19 protein-coding genes are annotated in these 22,618 nt (G+C 40.7%); all 19 read right to left on the bottom strand.

Translation table 11 applies throughout. The annotated features are described in order from the left end of the window. Positions 1 to 37: 37 nt before the first annotated feature. Positions 38 to 907 (bottom strand): helix-turn-helix domain-containing protein, encoded by an 870-nt coding sequence (locus O3664_RS02425; RefSeq protein ID WP_371613591.1) that lies wholly within the window; start codon positions 905 to 907, stop codon positions 38 to 40. Positions 908 to 910: 3 nt separating this feature from the next. Next, complete coding sequence (locus tag O3664_RS02420; protein WP_000567927.1) at positions 911 to 1,297, bottom strand: Mini-ribonuclease 3; 387 nt, start codon at positions 1,295 to 1,297, stop codon at positions 911 to 913. Further along, a complete protein-coding gene (gene cysS, locus O3664_RS02415; protein ID WP_371613590.1) occupies positions 1,290 to 2,633 on the bottom strand; it encodes a cysteine--tRNA ligase in 1,344 nt (447 codons plus the stop codon). Before cysS ends, O3664_RS02420 begins: the two co-directional genes overlap by 8 nt. Before the next feature lie 82 nt (positions 2,634 to 2,715). Continuing rightward, entirely contained in the window at positions 2,716 to 3,600 is an 885-nt protein-coding gene (locus tag O3664_RS02410; RefSeq protein ID WP_371613589.1) for a GNAT family N-acetyltransferase, read from the bottom strand. An 11-nt stretch (positions 3,601 to 3,611) separates the two neighbouring features. Then, positions 3,612 to 4,229, bottom strand: a complete 618-nt coding sequence (cysE, locus tag O3664_RS02405) for a serine O-acetyltransferase (protein ID WP_020903022.1) — start codon at positions 4,227 to 4,229, stop codon at positions 3,612 to 3,614. Positions 4,230 to 4,244: 15 nt separating this feature from the next. Further along, positions 4,245 to 6,458, bottom strand: a complete 2,214-nt coding sequence (gene pnp / locus O3664_RS02400) for a polyribonucleotide nucleotidyltransferase (protein WP_371613588.1) — start codon at positions 6,456 to 6,458, stop codon at positions 4,245 to 4,247. Between the two features lie 724 nt (positions 6,459 to 7,182). Further along, positions 7,183 to 8,049, bottom strand: a complete 867-nt coding sequence (gene metF / locus O3664_RS02395; RefSeq protein WP_371613587.1) for a methylenetetrahydrofolate reductase [NAD(P)H] — start codon at positions 8,047 to 8,049, stop codon at positions 7,183 to 7,185. A 103-nt stretch (positions 8,050 to 8,152) separates the two neighbouring features. Continuing rightward, entirely contained in the window at positions 8,153 to 10,402 is a 2,250-nt protein-coding gene (gene metE / locus O3664_RS02390) for a 5-methyltetrahydropteroyltriglutamate--homocysteine S-methyltransferase (RefSeq protein WP_020903019.1), read from the bottom strand. A gap of 524 nt (positions 10,403 to 10,926) precedes the next feature. Further along, positions 10,927 to 11,220 (bottom strand): helix-turn-helix domain-containing protein, encoded by a 294-nt coding sequence (locus O3664_RS02385; RefSeq protein WP_000797746.1) that lies wholly within the window; start codon positions 11,218 to 11,220, stop codon positions 10,927 to 10,929. Further along, a complete protein-coding gene (locus tag O3664_RS02380) occupies positions 11,210 to 11,575 on the bottom strand; it encodes a type II toxin-antitoxin system RelE/ParE family toxin (RefSeq protein ID WP_020903018.1) in 366 nt (121 codons plus the stop codon). Before O3664_RS02380 ends, O3664_RS02385 begins: the two co-directional genes overlap by 11 nt. Before the next feature lie 156 nt (positions 11,576 to 11,731). Beyond that, entirely contained in the window at positions 11,732 to 12,097 is a 366-nt protein-coding gene (locus tag O3664_RS02375) for a TIGR02328 family protein (protein ID WP_371613586.1), read from the bottom strand. Further along, on the bottom strand, positions 12,081 to 12,485 hold the full coding sequence (locus tag O3664_RS02370; RefSeq protein WP_020903016.1) for a YbgA family protein: 405 nt from the start codon (positions 12,483 to 12,485) through the stop codon (positions 12,081 to 12,083). The genes O3664_RS02375 and O3664_RS02370 overlap by 17 nt, the downstream gene beginning before the upstream one ends. Positions 12,486 to 12,588: 103 nt before the next feature. Beyond that, complete coding sequence (locus O3664_RS02365; RefSeq protein ID WP_371613585.1) at positions 12,589 to 14,190, bottom strand: type I restriction-modification system subunit M; 1,602 nt, start codon at positions 14,188 to 14,190, stop codon at positions 12,589 to 12,591. Positions 14,191 to 14,214: 24 nt separating this feature from the next. Further along, complete coding sequence (locus O3664_RS02360) at positions 14,215 to 16,092, bottom strand: AAA family ATPase (protein WP_261087864.1); 1,878 nt, start codon at positions 16,090 to 16,092, stop codon at positions 14,215 to 14,217. A gap of 9 nt (positions 16,093 to 16,101) precedes the next feature. After that, a complete protein-coding gene (locus tag O3664_RS02355; RefSeq protein ID WP_371613584.1) occupies positions 16,102 to 17,346 on the bottom strand; it encodes a restriction endonuclease subunit S in 1,245 nt (414 codons plus the stop codon). Beyond that, the gene (locus O3664_RS02350; protein WP_371613583.1) at positions 17,330 to 17,965 is read right to left on the bottom strand and encodes an HNH endonuclease family protein; all 636 of its coding nucleotides are present in this window, start codon (positions 17,963 to 17,965) and stop codon (positions 17,330 to 17,332) included. The genes O3664_RS02355 and O3664_RS02350 overlap by 17 nt, the downstream gene beginning before the upstream one ends. 160 nt (positions 17,966 to 18,125) lie before the next feature. Then, positions 18,126 to 18,887 (bottom strand): DUF6261 family protein, encoded by a 762-nt coding sequence (locus O3664_RS02345; protein ID WP_371613582.1) that lies wholly within the window; start codon positions 18,885 to 18,887, stop codon positions 18,126 to 18,128. A gap of 25 nt (positions 18,888 to 18,912) precedes the next feature. Beyond that, positions 18,913 to 19,128: a hypothetical protein gene (locus tag O3664_RS02340; protein ID WP_371613581.1), complete on the bottom strand. Its 216-nt coding sequence runs from the start codon at positions 19,126 to 19,128 to the stop codon at positions 18,913 to 18,915. Positions 19,129 to 19,514: 386 nt separating this feature from the next. Then, positions 19,515 to 22,505: a type I restriction endonuclease subunit R gene (locus O3664_RS02335; protein ID WP_371613580.1), complete on the bottom strand. Its 2,991-nt coding sequence runs from the start codon at positions 22,503 to 22,505 to the stop codon at positions 19,515 to 19,517. Positions 22,506 to 22,618 lie beyond the last annotated feature (113 nt).

The following is a 22,618-nucleotide window of genomic DNA, read 5'->3' as shown; positions in this document are numbered from 1 at the left end:
AAAAAATAAAAAAGTTCTGTGCAACTTGCACAAAACTTTAGAGAATATCTGGTAAAATCAACTGATAACATAAGGTCAGATCAGTCAATTCCTTCAACTGAAGCCCTGTCAATTCTTCCCATTTATCAATCTTGTATTGGAGAGAATTACGGTGCAAATAGAGTTGCTGGGCTGTTTTAGTTAGGACTGCACTATTTTCCCAAAGGGAGAGAATGATTTCCTGAATCTGGTCTTGATCCAAAATCATCTGGTGCAGGCATTCTTTAATGACTCTCAGGTCCACAACTCTTTCCCCCATACTCCAAAGATAGAGTTGTGAAAAGGTATGAACACCTTGGTGACCCTGACGCCACCAAGTCTTAAACAAATCTCGCTCTGCTTTAATCAAGTCTGATAGGGCTTGATGGCCTGTCTGAGACCAAACCTGGCCCAACATGATAGATAGACGCAGTCCAAAGTCATATTCAACCGCTTCAATCGTATCACTTAAAATAGCTCGTACAGAAGTGTATTTATCTTGTTGAAGCACGAAAACATAATCCTGAGCTCCGACCTGAAGCACCGTCTGACAGTTAGGAAAAAGGGTCCGCATCATATCTAGCCAAGAAGCTAGATTTTCCTGCTGAAAATAGGAAAGATGGCAATAAACCAACTGAATCTTTTTAAAAGCTTGCGGTGCCTGTCCCTTGCCCTCAATCAGATAAGAATACCAAGGATTGAGCGAACGAGCCTGCTCCTGCTGGGTCAAAAGGGCAACCAACTGCTTTTCACGCTCGCTGAGCCCAGCTTCCTCCAGCAAAATCCACTGCTGAGAAGCTAAAGGGAGAGTGAGATAGCCCTCTTTCTCTACTGGTTGGTCTGAAATCTGAGCTTCAGGAAACCAGTCTTGTAGTTCTTTTGCCATCATGTCCTAGCCCTCCACTTTTTGGATGCACCACGAAATCAAGCTCTCAAGACGTTCCAGATTTTCAGTCATATGGAGATAACCCATGACTGCTTCAAAACCCGTGGACATACGGTAAGTCACCACATCAGCATTTTTGGCCTTGGTGTGACTATTGGTATTGCGACCACGTTTGTAGATTTCTTCTTCTTTTTCTGTTAAGACCTGCTCCTCTAACATAAGGGAAATCAGGCGAGCCTGAGCCTTGGCTGAGACATACTTGGTCGCTTCTTGATGGAGTTTATTGGGCTTTGTCATGCCTTTGAGGATGAGGTGACGGCGAATATACATAGAATACACCGCGTCCCCCTCAAAAGCTAACGCAATCCCGTTAATGAGATTGACATCAATCACGTGTCCACCTCACTCCATCTTTGGTGTCAAGGAGCTTAATCCCTTGAGCAGCCAATTGGTCACGGATCTGGTCCGCTGTAGCAAAGTCACGATTGGCACGCGCTTCTTGGCGTTTTTGGATCAAGTCTTCAATCTCTGCATCCAAAACTTCCTCAATAAAGACAATTCCAAAGACCCCTAACATAGCCGCAAGAGCTTCCTTAACACTTGTATCATAGTTGCCAGAATTGATCCACTTGGCCATTTCAAAGACTACTGTGATTCCATTTGCCGCGTTAAAATCTTCATCCATTGCTGCTACAAACTTATCTTTAAAAGCTTGCAACTCTTGAGCATCTACAGTTCCAGTAAATGGTTGCTCATAGGTGTTTTTCAAATACTTGAGATTGGTCTCGGCGTCTCGCACTGCCTTTTCCGTAAAGTTGATAGGCTTGCGGTAATGTTGAGTCGCAAAGAAGAAACGAAGCACTTGCCCATCGAGCGTTTTGAGGGCATCGTGCACTGTGATAAAGTTGCCCAAGGATTTGGACATCTTGACATTGTCGATATTGACAAAGCCATTGTGCATCCAGTAGTTGGCAAAGGTCTTACCTGTTTTGGCTTCTGACTGGGCAATTTCATTGGTATGGTGAGGAAACTCTAGGTCAGCTCCACCACCGTGAATATCAATGGTGTCGCCCAAAATCTCTGTCGACATGACTGAACACTCGATGTGCCAGCCCGGACGACCAGGTCCCCAAGGACTGTCCCAAGAAATCTCGCCTGATTTGGCAGATTTCCAGAGGGCAAAGTCTACAGGATTTTCCTTACGAGCTGTTTCTTCATCGGTACGACCTGAAGCACCCAGCTCCAAATCTTCCAAGGTTTTATTAGCCAATTTGGCATAGTTGTGAGATTTTTCCACACGGAAATAGACATCTCCTTGACTCTCGTAGGCAAAACCTTTTTCAATCAAGTCTTCCACAAAGCGGATGATATCAGCCATAAACTCCACCACACGCGGATGGCGAGTCGCAGGTTTGACACCCAAGGCCGTCACATCCTCACGAAAGGCAGCGATGTACTTGTCCGCAACCTCCTGAGGAGTGATACCCTCTTCCTTGGCACGGTTGATAATCTTATCATCCACATCCGTAAAATTGGAAATATAGGCGACGTCATAACCACGGTATTCAAAATAGCGACGAATCGTATCAAAAGCTACTGTTGAGCGGGCATTCCCCACGTGGATATAGTTATACACGGTTGGCCCACAAACATACATCTTGACTTTGCCGTCCTCAATCGGGACAAATTCTCGCAAATCACGAGACATGGTGTCATAGATTTTAATCATAAAATAATAGTCAGGAAAACTAAAATCCGAGAACAGTTAGTTTCATCATTAAGAGTTCAATTGAATTTCAGTCCGAATGTCTCTACACTTCGGAATCCCTTGCTCCTTTCTCATTCAGATAAACCACCTGGGTCTGTTTGACAAAGCCAATTTTTTCATACAAGCGCTTGGCACCTACATTGCTGTCCTCTACTGCAATCTGAAATTCCTTGTCATTTTGCTCAATTAGTTGGTTGACAAGGGATTTTGCTAAGTAGCTTCCATAGCCTTTCCCACGTTCAGGTTCAGATATTGCTAACCCGTAGAAGTAATTCGTATTAGTCGATAAATCTACCGTGCAAGTTCCAATAATCTGACCGTCTTTTAACAAAATATATAAGCGACTTTCTGGATCCTTCAGAGCTTCAGCGACATATCTATCCACAATCTCTCTAGATTCATGCTCTTCTGAGAATGCCTGAAATTTTAACTGACTAATTTGATCCTGATACGAACTATCTGCTAACAAAACTTCAAGATTGGAAACATTTGCTAACGGATAAGGTTTTCTATCCTTACCTAACCAAGTTTCTGTCTCTTCATCCTCGACCAATCCCCAGTTGATGACAAAATAAGGATAACGGTCTAGAAAAACACGCTCTGTCTGAAAAGTGACTGAACAAATAGAGAAAGAAGCTGTTTCTCTCTCAAAACTAGTAAACAATGCACGCGCAATTCCCTGACGGCGATGATCTGGATGAACCAGTATCGTCACTTCTACATCTTGGTCATCTGCATAGACAGTTAATAAACCAACAAGTTCGCCTTTTTCATAATAAAGGAAAAAGGCGGGCATGTTTGGGTCAAAATTAAGCATGTTAGATAGATAAGGATCACGATAGGTACCGTCATAGTTTTGGCAACAGTTAATTAGTTTTTTCGCCTCAGATAGCTCCTCTTGGCTTAACTTGTTTCTTGCTTGAATCATATAGCCATCCTCTACAACCCAGACGATCTGTGACTGGCTTCTTTAGCCTGCTCGAGTTTATTGACGTAGTACTCTCGTTTTTCTTCAACTTCGTGGATAGTCGGTTCATCCTTCTGTCCATGAACTCGGACAATCTTGGCCGGAATACCGACAACCGTCACATCACTAGGTACATCTGCTACGACAACTGCTGCAGCACCGACCTTGGCATTTGCACCAATTTCTACAGGACCAATGACTTGGGCATGGGCTGATATAAGGGCACCCTGACGAACGGTCGGATGGCGTTTGCCAACATCCTTACCAGTTCCACCAAGAGTTACTCCGTGGTAAAGCATAACGCCTTTTTCAACAATCGCTGTTTCCCCAATCACCAGACCAGAACCGTGGTCGATAAAGACACCTGAATCAATCTGAGCACCCGGATGAATCTCAATCTGAGTCCAAAAGCGCCAGAACTGACTGTGCATACGAGCCAGGAGTTTGAAGCCATGCTTCCAGAGAAAATGCGAGAGACGGTGGGCCGCCAAGGCCTTGACACCTGGATAAGTCAGCAAAACCTCCAAAGTGGTGCGGGCCGCTGGATCATTTTCTTTTACGATATCAATGGTTTCGCGCCACCATCCCATACATTTCTCCTTTTCTTATTCTGAATCTTTTGGTGTTTCTGTAATTTCTTTCTTAGGTTTGTGATCCTTGTGATGACGTGGGCGGTGAGGACGCTCTGTTTTTTCACCTTTTTCATCACGTTCAGGTTTTGGAGGACGAGGAAGAAGGGCCTTCATAGAAGCATCCACACGTCCTTTTTCATCAATCTTGATAACCTTAACATCAACTTCATCCCCGATTGCTACCAAGTCTTCGACATTATTGGTACGTGTCCAAGCCATCTCAGAGATATGAACAAGGGCATCTGTCTTATCAAAGAGGTTAACAAAGGCACCAAATTTCTCGATACGAACGACTTTAGCACGGTAAACTTCGTCCACCTTAGCTTCACGGACCAAACCAGCAATAATTTCTTTAGCACGGTTAATAGCATCTTGGTCGCTAGAGTAGATAGACACATTTCCTTCTTCATCGATATCAATCTTAACGCCTGTTTCAGCGATAATCTTGTCGATAGTTTCTCCACCCTTACCGATGACAATCTTAATCTTGTCCACATCAATCTTGATGGTATCAATTTTCGGAGCAGTTGGAGCCAATTCTGGACGAACTTCTGGAATAGTTGCTTCAATCACATCAAGGATTTCAAAACGAGCTTTCTTGGCTTGGGCAAGGGCTTCAGTCAAGATTTCTGCAGTGATCCCTTGGATCTTGATATCCATTTGAAGGGCTGTAATCCCGTCACGAGTTCCTGCAACCTTGAAGTCCATGTCTCCAAAGTGATCTTCCAAACCTTGGATATCTGTCAAGACTGTATAGTTGTTTCCATCTGAAATAAGACCCATGGCAATTCCTGCTACTGGCGCCTTGATTGGCACACCACCAGCCATAAGGGCAAGCGTTCCCGCACAGATAGAAGCCTGAGATGAAGAACCATTTGATTCCAAGACCTCAGCTACCAAACGGATAGCATATGGGAATTCTTCCAAACTTGGCAAGACTTGAGCAAGAGCACGCTCACCAAGAGCACCGTGACCGATTTCACGACGACCAGGTGCACCGTAGCGTCCAGTTTCCCCTACAGAGTATTGAGGGAAGTTATAATGGTGCATAAAGCGTTTCTTATACTCTGGATCCAAACCATCAATGATTTGAGTTTCACCCATCGGAGCCAAGGTCAAGACTGAAAGGGCCTGAGTTTGCCCACGAGTGAAGAGACCTGAACCGTGCACACGAGGAAGGAAGTCAACAACCGCATCCAAAGGACGGATTTCATCGACCTTACGACCATCAGGACGAATCTTGTCTTCTGTAATCAAGCGGCGCACTTCAGCGTGTTCCATTTGTTCCAAGATTTCAGCCACATCACGCATGATACGGTCAAATTCTTCGTGATCTGCATATTTTTCTTCATAAACAGCAGTCACTTGGTCTTTAACTGCTTGAGTTGCAGCTTCACGAGCCAATTTTTCTTCTACTTGGACTGCCTTTTGGAGGTCACTGTTGTAGGCTGCGATGATTTCAGCCTGCAATTCAGCGTCCACATGAAGCAATTCTACTTCTGCTTTTTCCTTACCAACTGCTGCAACGATTTCTTCTTGGAAGGCAATCAATTCTTTGACTGCTTCATGCCCTTTAAGAAGAGCTTCCAGCATGATTTCTTCTGACAATTCTTTAGCACCAGACTCTACCATGTTGATGGCGTGTTTGGTACCAGCTACTGTCAATTCAAGGAGAGATTGCTCTGCTTGTTCTTGCGTAGGGTTGATGATGATTTGACCATCCACATAGCCAACCTGTACCCCAGCGATTGGTCCGTCAAATGGAATATCTGAGATAGAAAGCGCTAAAGAAGAACCAAACATAGCTGCCATAGGTGCAGAGGCATTTTCATCATAAGAAAGTACTGTGTTAATCACTTGCACTTCATTACGGAAACCTTCCGCAAACATAGGACGGATTGGACGGTCAATCAAACGCGCTGTCAAGGTCGCATCTGTTGAAGGACGTCCTTCACGTTTCATAAAGCCACCAGGAAACTTCCCAGCTGCATACATTTTTTCTTCGTAGTTGACTTGAAGAGGGAAGAAATCTCCAGTTGCCATTTTCTTAGACATAACGGCAGCAGTCAAGACAGTTGACTCACCGTAACGTACAACAACTGCGCCATTCGCTTGCTTAGCAGCCTGACCAGTCTCTACAATTAACTCACGACCCGCAAAAGTCGTTTGAAACACTTGTTTTGTCATTTTAATCCCCTTTGGATTGATGAAATTATACGCCTTGCCTACAAAGATCAAGATACTAAGGACGTCAAAAGCAAAGTAAAAATAGGAAACTGACGAAGTCTTCGATGAAGACAAGACAGTTTATCTTTTTTACACAGCTTTTCGGCCGGGTTCAATTATACAAGATATTTTGGACGGTTCGGCTTGCCGAACATTTCTGTAGAAAAATAGGAAGGTGACGCCGCACTCGATGAGTGCTAGGAGGCTTATCTTTTTTCCTAAGAAATGAGGCCAAAATTCAATTAAGTATCTTTTTGATATTTCCCTGAAATAGTGCGGACGGGAGGTAAAATTATCCAGTGGATGATTTTAGAAATCCAGGGAATTTCAATATTAATTTTTGAGTACTTCGCCTTTTCATTTCTATGCTCAGGCTAAAATAGTTTCCCGAACTATTTTACTCTCAAAAATTCCGTCCTAGAAAATAACAGAATTATTCTCTAGGATACCACGATAGCGTGAGATATCTTTTAAATACTCACTCCGTTCGTGTTTTTTGAGACACACATCATCAGATTTTGTTTAAAAAATAATAAACTTTAAACAAACTTCTACAACCTAAATACCCTCATCTTTGTATCAAGTACGTACAGAGTCTATTTTATCATATTTTTCTTAAAAAGTGCGGTCTTTACCATTAAAAAGGAACCATTCCCCTCACCTGAGAAGAATGGTTTGCTTTTTATTATCCTAGAGACTGATGATTAAACAAGGCATGTGTTGCTTGGTGGATATATTTTGCTGTTTCTGCATTGTTCATAGTGTAGAGATGTACACCGGCAACATCCTGAGTTACCAAGTCCACGATTTGGTCCACTGCATAGGCAAGTCCTGCTGCTCTGAGCGACTCAGGGGCATGCTCATACTTGTCTAAAATGGCTTTGAATTTGCGTGGAAGATGGATATTCTCACAAGTCTTCAAGAGGCGGAGAGCCTGATTTCGATTCAGGATTGGCATAATCCCTGCATGAATGGGAACATCAATCCCAGCCAAGATGCACTTGTCTTGGAAATCATAGAAGCGCTCATTATCAAAGAAAAGCTGAGTTACAAGGCTCGAACAGCCTGCATCCACTTTCTTCTTAAGATTTTGAATATCTGAAATCTGATTTGGTGAATCTGGATGACCTTCTGGATAACAAGCACCAACAATATCAAAGTGAGGGGCTTGCTCCTTAATGAACTCGATCAAGTCAGTTGCGTAGCGGAAATCCTTTTGTGGTTCCACATCTGGAATAATATCCCCACGAAGAGCCAAGATTTTCTGCACCCCAACCTTGTCCAAGTCTGCAATAGTTTCAGCAACCTTGTCCTTGGTCAAATAGATGGCTGGCAAGTGAGCAATAGTCGGAATCGCCAAGTCATTTTGGATAAAGTCAGCCAAACGAACCGTCGTTTCCTTGATATTAAATTTATTATTGCTGGCAGTTACACTGATAAAGTGAGGAGCCAACTCCTGCATATCTTGAAGAGCAGAAATAATGTTATCATTACCCACGGCTGGGTTTGGAGGGAACACTTCAAATGAGAGTGACGGTGTTTGGCGTGACATAGTCATTATCCTTTTCTAGTTGATTTTTTTCGTTAGCTGGATTCCTAGAATCCAAGTGAAACAGGCAGATTGACCAAACAGCGCTTCTAGAGAAATCCTTTTCTTACAATTTCTCACGCGCAGCTTTAGCTGCTTCAACAAGGCGGATCAAGCTTTCTTTTGTTTCTGGAATACCACGTGTTTTCAAACCACAGTCAGGGTTGATCCAAACTTTCTTGCTTGGCACTTTAGCAAGGATGGCTTCGATTGTGTGGTCGATTTCGCCTTCATTTGGCACACGAGGAGAGTGGATATCATAAACCCCAGGTCCCACTTCTGTTTGGAAGTTTTTCGCTTTGAGTTCGTCCAAGATTTCAAGATTTGAACGGCTAGCCTCAAACGAGATAACGTCCGCATCCAAGTTATCGATAGCTGGGATGATATCTGTAAATTCTGAGTAACACATGTGAGTGTGGATTTGTGTGTCTGGCGCTACTGTTGAGTGTACCAAGCGGAAGGCAGGAATTGCCCAGTCAAGGTAGTCTTCGTACCAGTCGCTACGACGGAGTGGCAATTTCTCACGAAGAGCAGCCTCGTCGATTTGGATGATTTTCACACCAGCAGCTTCAAGGTCAAGTACTTCATCCTTGATAGCAAGGGCGATTTGAAGAGTAGAATCCTTGATAGAGATGTCTTCACGTGGGAATGACCAGTTGAGGATGGTAACAGGTCCAGTCAACATACCTTTAACAGGTTTGTTTGTACGGCTTTGTGCATAGCTAGACCATTTAACAGTGATAGGGTTAAGACGAGTGACATCACCCCAGATGATTGGTGGTTTAACCCCACGCATACCGTATGATTGTACCCAACCATTTTTAGAGAAGAGGTAACCTGACAAGTTTTGACCGAAGTACTCAACCATGTCATTACGCTCAAATTCACCGTGAACAAGGACATCAAAGTCGATATCTTCTTGCCATTTGATCCATTCGTCAATTGTTTCAGCAAGGAAAGCGTCGTACTCTTCTTGAGACAATTCACCTTTACGGTAAGCCAAACGCTTCGCACGAACTTCTTTAGTTTGAGGGAATGAACCGATCGTTGTTGTTGGAAGAGCTGGAAGTTTGAAAGCTTCTTCTTGGATAGCTTCACGTTCTGCAAAGGCTGGCAAACGAGTGTAGTCTGCGTCTGTCAAACCAGCGATGCGCGCACGAAGTTCTGCATTTTCACCAACACGTTCAGTCGCAAAGAGTTCTTTGTTAGCTGCAAGAGCTTCTGCTCCTTGACCGTTGCGGATAGCATCCAAATCACGGATTTCATCCAATTTTTCAACCGCAAAGGCAAAGTGGTTCAAGATAGCTGGTTCAAATTCTTCGTTAGCTGTTGTAAATGGCACATGAAGAAGTGAGCATGAGCTAGTCAACACAATGTTTTCAGCTGGGATTTGCTCAAGAACAGCCAAGCTCTTTTCGTAGTTGTTACGCCAGATGTTTTTACCATTGACAATACCTGCATAAAGAGTCTTGTCAGCTGGGAAACCACCTTTAACGAGTTCAAGAGTTTTCTTACCTTCAACGAAGTCCAAACCGATTGCATCAACTGGCAAGTTTACAAGGTCAGCGTAAACGTCTCGAACGTCTCCGAAGTAAGTTTGAAGCAATACTTCAAGACCTTTTTTGTCAGCCAATAATTTGTTGTAAAGGTTCAAGAAGAGAGCTTTTTCTTCAGCTGTCAAATCTTTCACAAGAGCCGCTTCATCCAATTGGATGCGAGTTGCACCAAGTTCAGCCAATTTAGCAAAAACTTCTTGGTAAGCAGCTACTAAGCTGTCTACGAAGTCTTCTGCTTTCACGTCTTCTTCAAAGTCTGACAATTGAAGGAAAGTGAATGGACCTACAAGAACTGGGCGAGTGTTCAATCCAAGTTCTTTTGCTTCTTGGAACTCATCGAAAATCTTGTGACCTGCAAGTTTAACTTGAGTGTCTTTTTCAAACTTAGGAACGATGTAGTGGTAGTTAGTGTTGAACCATTTCTTCATTGGAAGGGCGCGAACATCCCCTTTTTCTCCTTGGTAACCACGACCCAAAGCGAAGTAGCGCTCAAGATCAGACAAGTCCAAGTTTTGAACGGATGCTGGTACAACGTTGAAGAGGAAAGCTGCATCTAGGAAGTTGTCATAGTGAGAAAAGTCATTTGATGGAATTTCAGTGATGCCTTTTTCTTTGACAATGTTCCAGTGTTTAGCACGCAAGTCTTTTGCTGCTGCCAAGAGTTCTTCTTCTGAGATTTCTTTTCTAAAGTATTTTTCAGTTGTAAATTTTAATTCGCGGAATTCGCCCAAACGAGGGAAACCGATGATTGTAGTTGACATGATGTGTCCTCCAAAATTTGTTGTTGAAACTATCTTAACAGAAAAGAATGCGTCTGTATAATTGTAAAAAATTAGGCTTTGATATAGTTTGAAACTATATCTCCATTTTAGACAAAAGAAAAAGACTTGAGACAAATGCCTCAAATCCTTTGTGTAGCTTGTTTTATATCTTTATTTCAGTTAGACGATTCAAACACGTTATTAGTAATTCTTATAAGTGACTATGGCTTGTTATTAGAAAAGACTATAGGTTGATTTTTCTTTTGTAATTCTGATATTTCCCTGAAAAGTGCGGACGGGAGCAACTTACTTCGTAATTTCATCCCTAATTTTTGAGCCAGAATGTCTCAAAAATTCCGTTCTAGATAATAATAAATTATTATCTAGAATACCACTATAGCGGGAAATATCCGCTAAAAGCTCACTTCGTTCGCACTTGATATAAATAAAACATAATTTTTCTATATTATACACTTGAGGCACTATAACTATTAAATTTGTTAAAGTTTTCCAAGTTCTTCCTATCAACTCTTTCTCTGTTCGAGGGGGACGACTGCTAGTGTCTTTCCTAAACTGGCTAAAACTTTCAAGACTGTATCCAACTGAGGACTTGTCTTTCCTGTTTCCATCCTAGCTATGACAGGCTGGCTCACTCCACTGAGTTCCTCTAGCTTTTTCTGGCTGATTCCTTGCTCATGTCTGGCTTCAATCAACTCACTCATGATAGCCACTCGCATATCACTTTCAAGTATTTCCTCCTTGGTAAAGAGTTCTGACCGGACATCCTTCCAGTTACTTCCAATAGCACTATTCTTCATCACTTACCCCTCTTTCTTTTAAGTCCTTCAGTTCACGCTTGGCTTTTTCAATTTCTCTGCTAGGAGTTTTCTGAGTCTTTTTGACAAAATGATGTAAAAGAACAAAACTACCATCAAGCCACGCTATAAATAAAATTCGATTTCTCAAAGGTCTTAGTTCCCATATCTCATCTTCCAAGTGTTTCATATAGGGTTCCCCAGCTCTCGTCCCATGCTGACTAAGCAACTCGATATAGTCATTTAGTTTATTGAGTTTGATGCGACTATCCTTACTTTTCTGACTAGCCAATTCTCTCATATAATCCAAAACTGGCTCGTTTCCATTTTTGTCCTTATAGAAGTAAATCGTATGCACCAAGCAACCTCTTTCTAATTAAATTATAACTCAAAAGTTATTAAAAGTAAATCTGAACACTCATAAAAAGAAGACCTTAGAAAAACTCTAAAGGTCTCATCTTTATTATTCGAAAAAATTACGAGAAGAGTTATAAATTGAAGGCAATCCTTACTATTATTCCAGCTCAATCCCCTTCTCTCGAAGATTTGCCAGACACTCCTCATAGTAGGTAGCATCATGCTCGCTATAGATAGGACTTTTTAGCTTTTCCTCTACTAAGTCTTGATAAGAAGGACAAATCTTACCACGGTAGTTCTTGTCCATCCACTCTGGACTGACCTTATAGCCTCGGTTAGCCATCTCCTTCATGATCAAGTCATGATAGGCATAGAGACAATAGGGCGAGTGGGTAAAGACATAGTCCACCGTCGCATGCTTTCTGCCCCAGCCATTGCCACGGAGGGCACAACACTCTCGATGTTGCCCCAAGAGTTGAGGACGAGGAAGCTGTGAAATCAAAGCCTCATGCCAAAGTCTCATGGAAATCTCCTTTCAGTAACTTTGAATGTTGCAAGTAGGTATTTGGATAACAATCAAGCAACTCCCTCGTCTTAGCAATTAAGTCTTCTTTGGTGGCATGGCCAGAGTGATAACGCTCCAGTAAAAACATATAATCCTTGCGTTCAGCATCTGTCGCTTTCTTTTTAAAATAGCCCCAAATATGCTGAAAAGCATTGCAAACCTGACCTCTATGCTCAGGGATTTGGCAGGCACGGTCAATCATCTCCTGAACCCGACTCACCTCCACCTGTTCATTCTTCAAGTATTGGCGAATCTCATTGTATATATTGCTAGAATGACTCAAAACGAGGTATTTGTTTCTAGCCCAGAGTTGCTGGCAAAGGGCACGTTTGTTGTTAGTTTCCATATTTCTCCTTACTTTCTACTAGTTCCCCGGAAATATGGAAACAAAGTTATATCTTAAAAATGAGCGAATTATGAATGGAATATGAGCGAATCAATTACTCCCATCACCCTTTAAACTCTTTCAAAAACTCTTTAAGTTCGGGATCGGCTTCTGGTGTGGTTCCGTGGAGTTGACCGAGCATTTCAAGTAAAGAAGCGGTTTGGTTTTGGATGGCTTGATTTGTCGTGTTAATCTTGCTGACGATATCTGTCAGTGGTTCGACTTCTTCTTCCTCGAAGGTATCTACATAGCGAGGGATATTGAGGTTATAGTCATTTTCAACGATTTCTTCATAACTTGCCAGATGGGCAAACTTGTCAATCTCCTCACGAGACTTGTAAGCTTCCAGAATCTTCTCGATGTGAGCATCCGTCATGATATTCTGATTTTTTCCCTTATCAAACTCCTTAGAAGCATCGATAAAGTAGACATCACGGTTGGTACGGTTCTTTTTGAGAATGATAACCGTAGTCGGAATGCTGGTATTAAAAAAGATATTAGCTGGTAGACCGATAACCGTGTCAATGGCACCTTCTTCTAACAAGGCCTTACGAATGGTTCCCTCAGCATTGCCACGGAAAAGAACACCGTGAGGAAGGACGATAGCCATAACCCCATTATCCTGCTTGAGGTGGTAATAACCATGCAAGAGAAAGGCAAAGTCAGCCTTGGACTGGGGTGCCAGTTTCCCAAAAGGAGAGAAACGAGGATCAGCCATAAATCCAGAGCTTGCAGACCACTTGGCAGAGTAGGGTGGGTTCATGAGAACACCGTCAAAGTTGGTTGGTTCTTGAGTCGGCCAGTCTTCATCTAGTGTATCGGCATTGTGGAGAAATTGATTTTCAACAGGAACACCGTGTAGGATCATGTTCATCCGAGCTAGGTTATAGGTTGAGGTATTGAGCTCCTGACCAAAGTAGACTACTGTCTGCGGTTTGTGAGAGTATTTCTTGGCATTGAGCAAGAGAGAGCCAGAGCCCATAGTCGCGTCATAGATGGTAAAGCCTAGCTGGTCCTCACGACCCAAAAAGGCAATCTGGGTCATGAGCTTGGCAACAGGCTGAGGTGTATAGAACTCACCAGCCTTCTTACCCGAGTCCGTCGCAAACTGACCGATCAGATACTCATAGGCATCCCCCAGCATATCGCCTGCATGACCAGCCACATCTAGCACAGCCAACTCCTTCATGACCGCCGCCACCGTTTGGTTTTGCTTTTGCGGAGTTGCCCCTAGCTTTTTGGAATAGAGATCAATATCTTCAAAGAGGTTTTCATAGAGTTCGTCACTCTGCTCAATATCACGAAAACCCTGAGCCAAATCTTCCAACTGGAAAGTCCCCTCATTGACACGTGCTACAAGAGCCGTAAAGGTTAACTCAGGCTTGATACTATAGTTGAGTTCGTCCTTCATGACTGCAAGAAGATCCTCGTGGGTATTCGCATCCTCATAGTAGTTACGATAGACCTCAAGGGCAGCCTCTAGACTCTCACTCCCCTCCTCCATAGTCTCCGCCACGAAAAAGAGCATCTTATCTGACAGGTACTTATAAAAGACCATGCCCAAGAGATAGGACTTGTAGTCATTAGCATCCATCTTAGAGCGGAGAACATCCGCTGAGTTCCACAGGGCTTGGTAGAGCGACTGGGACGTTTGTGTTGTTTCCATAGTGTTTCTTTCTTTTTTATAAATTCAAAAATCTAACGATTTGTCCAATAGTTTCATTTCTAATTCTTCAAAATATTTATGACGTAATGTAATCTGTAAATCATTATTCATTGCAATACTATTTAAAGCTTTTTCTTTAAAGTTAGAAACTATTTCTTTAATTTCTTTGGAAGAAATTATTTCATTTTTCAAGTTACAAATCTTTAAAATTTTCGAAAAATCTGAAGAAGCTATGCTATCTTCCACCATTTTAGTTATATTTTCTAATGTTACAGTTATATCAAATTTTTCTGATAAATTTTCTAAAAATGTCCGTGCTTCATCCTCGGTTGGTTCTCTTGTTTCTATCAAATTCCCTTCCATAAATTCATCAAGTTTCTTTTTCAAGGCAATTCGTATTATCTTATCTTTATTTGTTGTACATAAACCAATAACAGTGTCTCGAAGCTTATTAATTTTTTGTTTTTTATCTTCCTCATCATCAGATAGAACAGAATTCACCATTTCTTCATCTACCAAAAGCATCTCTATCTCATTAAAAGGGAGCACAAAAATATTTTTCTTTTTATAGCTTTCAATTCTTGCCTCATCCATCCAGTCATAATCAATAATGCCGTATGCTTTATTACCATATGTTTCCTCTAATTTATTGTAAGCTTTTGTGTATTGAATAACTTGTTTATGCCCTTGAACTGGTTTGACAAAACAAAATTCACTGAATAATTTGGAATATATTTGATAGTCCAGACTATTTTTAGTTCCTTCGCAAAACAAAATTGGCTTTTTTGCACCAGATACTTCAGTTAATAATGGTAATGGTATTTCTTGTGATTCTTCCAACACCTGATAATCCAAATCATAAGGTGCTTCAAAATTCTTACACCATATATAGGTTGCATTTGTTCTAGATTGAACAAAGTCCATGTTATGTGAAGCAAAAATAAATTGACAATCAGGTCGCTCTGATATGAGCAAATCCCATAATTCATTATAGACGGCAGCATTTAGAAATGTTTCTGGTTCGTCAACGACAATATAGCTATTCTCTGGAGCTAGAAGAACACTGCCTATATAAAATAAAATACAACGTTCTCCATCACTAAGACCATTTATACTATATTTAGAGTGATTTTTTTCAACGTTTACAATTATCTTTATAGGATCAATTTCAAAACTAATTTCTGGTTTAATTTTATTCCATATTTTTTCTAATTTTTGCCACAAAGATAATGACGAATCGTTTTGTCCTCTGAATTTATAAGTAGCCACAACCATAACATCTTTTACTAATAGTGTTATTAAGTTAGTAAAAGTATTTGAAAAATTCTCTTCAATATTTGATGGATACAAATTAATGGTATCGTATTTAATATTTGTCTTTTTCAAATCGAGAATGTAATTCTCTTGTTCAATATTATTACGATTATGAATATTAGACACAAAATATAATAGTTTCTGAGCAGGTAAAACATACATCTCATCAATACTATTCTTCCTTAATTCATTAATAAGACTTGATTTTCCCGCTCCATTAGCTCCTATTATAACAGTTGTAGAATCAACTTTCGAAATAAATGAGAAAAGTTTAATTACTTTAAAATTCTCTAAAATTTGAGGTAAATTTGTTTCATACATATAAACATCACTACCATGACAACTAAATATATTTCCTAACCAATTCTCACGTAGTTTTTTATACTTTTCTGTCACATAACCAGATAAAAACTCATCATCTAGTTCGTTATTAACCAAATCAATAAGGGTAGAAAACCAATCATCTACTTGTTGGTAGCTAGTCTTATATGATTCTTGTTCATAATCAGCTAATTCACTAAAGATATCTTGAAGTCTTTTCTTTTCAAATTTTAAATTTTCAATTAAATCTTTAATAGAGCTATACATAATTCCTCCTTAAATAAACATATCCTGCAAGAGTTTCTTTTTCAGTGTTTCTAACTGAGAAATTTTTTCGTGGTGAGAATTGATAAGGTTATCGAGTGTGGAAAAATAGGCACCGATGGCTTGTTGTTCAGGGAGAGATGGGATAAGTACTTTTTTCGATAGTAATTCCACTTTAGTAATACCCTTTATTGATGTCCCTTGAAGTTGGTTAACTTCCTTTTGAAGTAATCTATATAGCAAATATGCTGTGAATTCTATATTGGATTTAAGATTTGAGAGTGATAAAAAATCCTGACTTGTTGCGTATTCATGACGCATCACCGCTAACTTCCCAACTCCAACTCTCGTAACAACCGCAATTGAATCTTTTGGTATTATTTTGGCTGATGAACTTTCCAAACCTTTCTCAGAAATACTTTTTTGAACTTTAATCTCAAATAGACAATTTATCCCTAAGTCAGATGACTGAATCCAAGGAATATCCCCATCCCAATATTCCTGAACATTTGTTTTTGGAGTGCCACCACTTTGAAAGTCATCAGCTAAATCATTAATTTCACAAAGCTCCCACTCACCTTCGAATCCATCCAAACGAATCTCAGGGACTGTCTGTCCAGCTTTTGGAAACATCTTGGAGAGCATGGTCGCTTTAAGAGATTGGTAGTTGGTAAGATTATCTTTGTAGCTAGACAGAAGGTCGTCGAGGGTACGGAAAAGGGTACCGATGGCGGATTGTTCAGAGTAAGATGCGATTCCAATCTTCCAATCTCCATATTCTTTCCCATTAACGCCAGGTTGACCTGACCGTTGTGAAGTGATATCAATAAATTGCTTATACTTATCAGTAAGAGTCTGCTGAAAAACAAAATTTCCATCATATGAATCATGTAATCTCGCTCTAATTAAGAATCCAGCATAATAAACTTCACCATCTGATTCTCTGTAAAGATAGGTTTTCCCAACACTCGCACCAGTACGTGCGAATAGGAGATCGTTCTTCTGCAATTTATAGTTTTCATAATTTTCTTCAGAAAAATCAACATCTGGAGAGCTAAGTTTCGCAGTTAAAAACAATCTAGAAGTATCGTCTATATCTGTGATTCTAAGATACTTATGAATACCATCAAAGTTCTTCGCAGGAGCATTTATACCATATTCGATAGCATTTGATATTTCATCAAGTGTTTTATAGTTCCACTTATCATTAAAATTAATAAATCTAATTTTTGGAATTTTTCTATTCTGATTTTTCATAATCACTTCTTTCTGACTGTTTTAACGCTTCAGATTCATTCTTTATTTTCAATACTTTTTCACAATATTCATCAAAATGATTTTTGAGAATATTATCTAATTCTGTTAATAAATCATTCCTTCTCTGCTCTATATCAGCTTTATAGAATTTTCCTCTTTTAAAAACTTCATTAATAAAAAATTTTGACTCTTTTTTATCTTTTAAAACATTCTTTTTACCCTCAAAATCTTTATCAGAAATTTCTACATTTGTATCTCTATGCAATAAAGTTAAATTCCCTAATTTATTCTTGTCAGAATCACCCAGTTCAAAATCACTTTGAGGTATAATATGTTCCAACTGCCAAATCAATTTACCTTTATGATCTAATTCTGTAAAATCTAATGTTCCATCATTATTTTTAAACTTCTCAATACTAACAAGCAGAAAACGAGTGAAATGAACGTGAGTCCCACGATAATAATTAATTCGTTCCTCCTGTTCATCTTCAATAAACTTCTGAATTACTTTTTGATAGTTATCCGACTCTAGATATTTATGCTTTTTATCCTGTTTCTCAAAATAATCTAAAAATTTAGTTCCAAATACTTTTTCAAAACCACTTCGTAACTCCTGCATATATTTCCTCTTTCTTTACTTCTGAATCGACTTATCATCGTGTCAAATGAAAATATAGTCTTTTGACATTTTTCTATGAGATACTCTTACTAAACTCTACTAAAATTATACCACGAAACCACAAAAATCCCCTTAGAAATCCGCTTCTAAGGGGTTGTCTTTATCCTGCTGCTTGGGCTGATTCTGCTGGTTTGGTCTTTTTATCTTTCTTGTTGCTAGTGATGAGCCGGCGCTTGCTATCTCGGATTGTATTGAGGTCTTTAAGGAGTTTGGTCAGGTGCTCTTTTTCTGGATAGGCTTCTGCACTGGCTGCGGTATAGCGCATAAAGAGGTCGTAGCTGGTTGAAAGTTCGGTACGGAGTTGTCTAGTCTTGCCGACTTCCTTGGCAGACTTAGAAGCACGCGCCTTACTTTCCACTTGGTCATATTCCTCTTGAGCATTGACAACTGCCGTCAGCATAGGAGTCAGTCCTAGACTGGTAACTGCCTCATGATAGGGTGTTTCACTAAGTGTTTTGAGAAGGCTCTTGATTTCTGCCGTTTCCACATCATTGCTGTGCTTTGTGATGTCCTTGTACTTAGCAAAGACTGGTTTCAGAGTTTCATGAGCTTCTTTGAGCTTGGCATCCTTAATCTTAGCAAATCCTCTATGAAGGGTAAAGAGACCGACCAAGGCACTATCACGATTGCGATCGACTTCTGTCAGATTACTAGACTCTTTCGTCTCCACCGCCGCAAGCTGAGCTTGAAAATCATCAAGCCTGGTCTTGAAGGGTTCCAAATGTTTGGCATACATGCCCTCATCCTTGTTTGCCTTAGAAAAAGTTGTCAAACTTTGATGAGTATCCATCATCAAGCTTTCAAACTCACGGTTGGTAAAGTTGCTGTAACTAAGAGGGCGAATAGCGTATGTTTTTGTCATGATGATATCCTTTCTATTTAACAAATCATTTAGTTTCTTCTTTATCAAATAAAGACTGGATTAGTTCTGGAAGATAGACCTGTTTTTGATCTGTTTTTACAATGCTTCCTTGTCTAGGAGGTTGAACCAAAGGTCTATCCTTAAATACAAAGACTTGAAACAATGCACAGACCAAAAATAGAAGCCCCCATAAAGGAAGTGTCGATAGCATACTCTCCTCATCATCTTTAACTTTCTTCATCAATTTTTCTCCTTTAAGTTGATACATTCATTCTAACAGTTTCCAAAACATTTTAACCCCCATCCGCTCAACTGTCATTATTTCCATTCAAAATGTACTTTTCAGGACAAATCAGACAGTTCCAAATTAAAAAATCTCTATCTGACTAGACAAACATTCCGTCTGTTAGATAGAGACTCTTACTATTTTTGGAGTTTAACTTTTCTAGCTTTAGAATACATATAAACTTTAGGGAAGACGACTATTCGAAAGTTCGAAGACCTCAAAACTTTCGTAGATAAGCTATTCGAAACGAAGAATACTTTTAAATTTATGGAATAACAATTGTTCTAAACATAGAATACATTTAAACTTTAGGATAGAGACCTATTCTAAGTCTAGAAGGACTATCTCCCAACCCTCAACGGCTCAATGACTTCCTCTACTAGCTGGGTATAGGCTTCCTTGATTTGTTTTTTATAGAGGAGAGGATTGAGGGCATCTGCCACCTCTAGCTTATAGTCCTGATAGCGCTGGCTCTTAGTCAGTTGGCTTTCTCCTAGTTGTTTTTTAGCTCCCTTACGGTAATGTTCGGCATAGTAACGGAGTTCATCCTCGCCGACATACCAGCGCTTGCTAAAGACTTGGATATGTTGCTGGATGACAGCCTCTATCATCTGATCCAAGATATTGGCAATGGACTGACCACGATAGCTTTCTGGATGTTCTTGAACTTCTCTCCACAGTTCAGTGATAATCTGAGCAAGATTGGGATTGGTCTTCTCAAGACTCTGAATATAGTTATCCACGGCTTCCTTATCTTGAGAGCTTAGGTGCTTTTCTTGACTTTGACCTTGTTCAATCAGGCTTTGGATCAAGGTTAGGATATAGGCATAGTTGATTTCGTCCACTTGGATAGACTCCAGTTCATAGTGGATATCAAGTGGCTCTCCATCGTCATCATCCTCTACTCGACTTTTTAATTCTGCAAGGACATTTCGATAAAGGCCCAGATACCTTTCCAACTTCTCTCCATCAAGTCCCGTCTGACTGTAAACTTCTTCCTCATCATACTCTTTATACACTCGGATAGAGGCTAGGTACTTATCAAGAGCTTGATAGGTTTTAGCTAGTTTCCTCAACTCAGGCGTAGAGACTTGCTCGAAATCTAGACCATTCACATAGTCATCAGTAGCAAGATTTTTGAAATCACTGCAACTCCGTAAAAAGTTCCTCTTTTCCTCTTCCCAGCTTGGAGCTAGAACCTCGTTTTCACCACCATTTGAGTAGAGCTTGAGGGCATTATCTACTGCTTCCTTAAAGGCTAGAGGCTTTTGGAAGGTGATGATATGACCGTAGGTCTTACTGCTGTCAAAAATACGGTTGGTTCGGCTAAAAGCCTGAATCAAGTCCTGCGGTTGCATGGGCTTGCGGTCGATAAAGAGAGTTGACAGACAAGGGGCATCAAACCCCGTTAGGAGACGATTGACTACGATGACTAAGTCCAACTGCTCATTGCGATAGAGGTATTTGTCCTGCTTTCGAGCTAGGCGGTTATTGACATCCGTATTAAAGCCACGCAGATCTGCCATGGTAAAATGGGTATCAAACTCTTGGTTATAGTCTTCTAAAACCTGCTTCATGTGGTCTTGATTGGCTCTTGAGTCTTCTTCATTTTCTGTGACCGAGTAAGTGATAGTCGCCTTTGGAAAGTCAGGAAGGACCTGCTTGACCCTCTCCGATACCTTGACTCTCGTCTCCCCAGCCTTGACTCGTTTGAGGAGATCATAGCAGGCTTGAGCTTGAGGGATTGACTTGACGGTCAGGATAGCATTATAGGTCTTACCCACTCCTTTTTGGAAGCCTAGCTGTTGACGAGATTTATTGATAATGGCATCCAAGACTTCCAGCATATGCTCCTCATCCTCGTAGACAGTATCTGGTATGTCATTTTCAGATTTATCCGTGATGAGGGTATTGCGATAATCTACCTTAAAGCCTAAAACTGCTCCATCATGGATGGCTTCCTTGACTGTATACTCATGGAGACGGTCTCCGTACTGTTGCTGGGTGGTTTGAGCTAGATCGCCGACTTGCTGGCGTTTATTTTCCTTAAAGATAGGTGTGCCTGTAAAGCCATACCAGAGAGACTGTGGGAAAAAGGTCTGAATGTCTTTTTGTGTTTGAGGTGTTACGGCACGGTGGCATTCATCCACGACAAAGGCCACTCGAAGGCCCCTGATTTTGTCCGCATCACGCTGGTAAAGTCCTTGCTCAAACTTACGCATCATGATGGTGATTTTCTGGATAGTAGTTACCACCACACGCTTATCGTTACTTCCTAGTCGCTTGACCAAATCATGAGTATTATCCGTCTCATCGATATCAATGACATCATTGGTCGCATAGGAGAGAAATGACGAAGTGGTCTGTTGATCCAAGTCCCTTCGGTCAACGACAAAAATCGTCTTTTGGATGGAAGGAATATGGAGGAGATTCCGAGCTACCTTATAAGAAGTCAGGGTCTTACCTGAACCTGTCGTGTGCCAGACATATCCTGATGCTTGCTGGCGAGAGGCTTCTTGCACTGCTTCGATTGCATGGATCTGGTAGGGACGCAGGAGGATAAGAGCCTTCTTGCTATCATCAAGGACAGAATACTGCATAACCATCTGGTGGGCACGAGGGATGGAAAGGACTTCGTGGGCAAAACTGGTCAAGCTCGTTATGGGTTGGTTGTCTTTATCCACCCACTTAGTTAGAAATTGCTTGTTGAGTTTATTTTCCCTAGCCGCAGCGATATAGCGTGTGTCTACTTTATTGGTCACAACAAACATCTGTAAGCTAGAGTAGATGCCACGGAACTTTCCTTCTCTATCATACTTCTTAATTTGATGAAAGGCATCTAGAAAAGCAACCCGGGGACTTTTAAGCTCGATCTGAATCATTGGAAGGCCATTGATCAAGAGGGTCACATCTAGCCTACGGTCTTGATCCTGAGGATTTATCTTATCTCTCTCGACTTGGTTGACAACCTCATAACTAGACTTACCAGCTGCGATATTATCTCGCCAAATGACAGATAAACGGATAGTCCCCAAACTAGCATCTTCTCTCTGAACCTCAACCTTGGCAATGCCATTTTCGCCGACCAACCACTTGGCCGCATCATAGTAGCTAATAAAGTTCAGTTGATTCTTTATCTGGCGTTTTTCCTGTTCTGTCAGGGGATGATCTGCCAATAGAGCCACATTGTTCTGGGCTAGCTTTTCAAAAAAATTTTCCCATAATTGCTCTTCTGTTTTGAGATCTTCTCTGTATGTCCATTGACTTTCCCCAGTTACCAGTTGGCTGATCAGTTGTTTTTCTATCTCCAATTCTGGTTTTACCTGTATCATACTCTCTCCTTTGCTACATGTCTGCTCCCTTTATTATAGCATGTTTAGCCTCAAATTCCATCACTCTTTCCATTGTAAAAAGACTCATTCCCCCTTTCTCCTCCAAAATATGG

This window comes from Streptococcus sp. 27098_8_109 (genome assembly GCF_041432295.1).
In the GTDB taxonomy this organism is placed as follows: Bacteria; Bacillota; Bacilli; order Lactobacillales; family Streptococcaceae; genus Streptococcus.
Note: the sequence above shows the minus strand (reverse complement) of the source record. Positions and strands in the feature narration are given on the sequence as shown.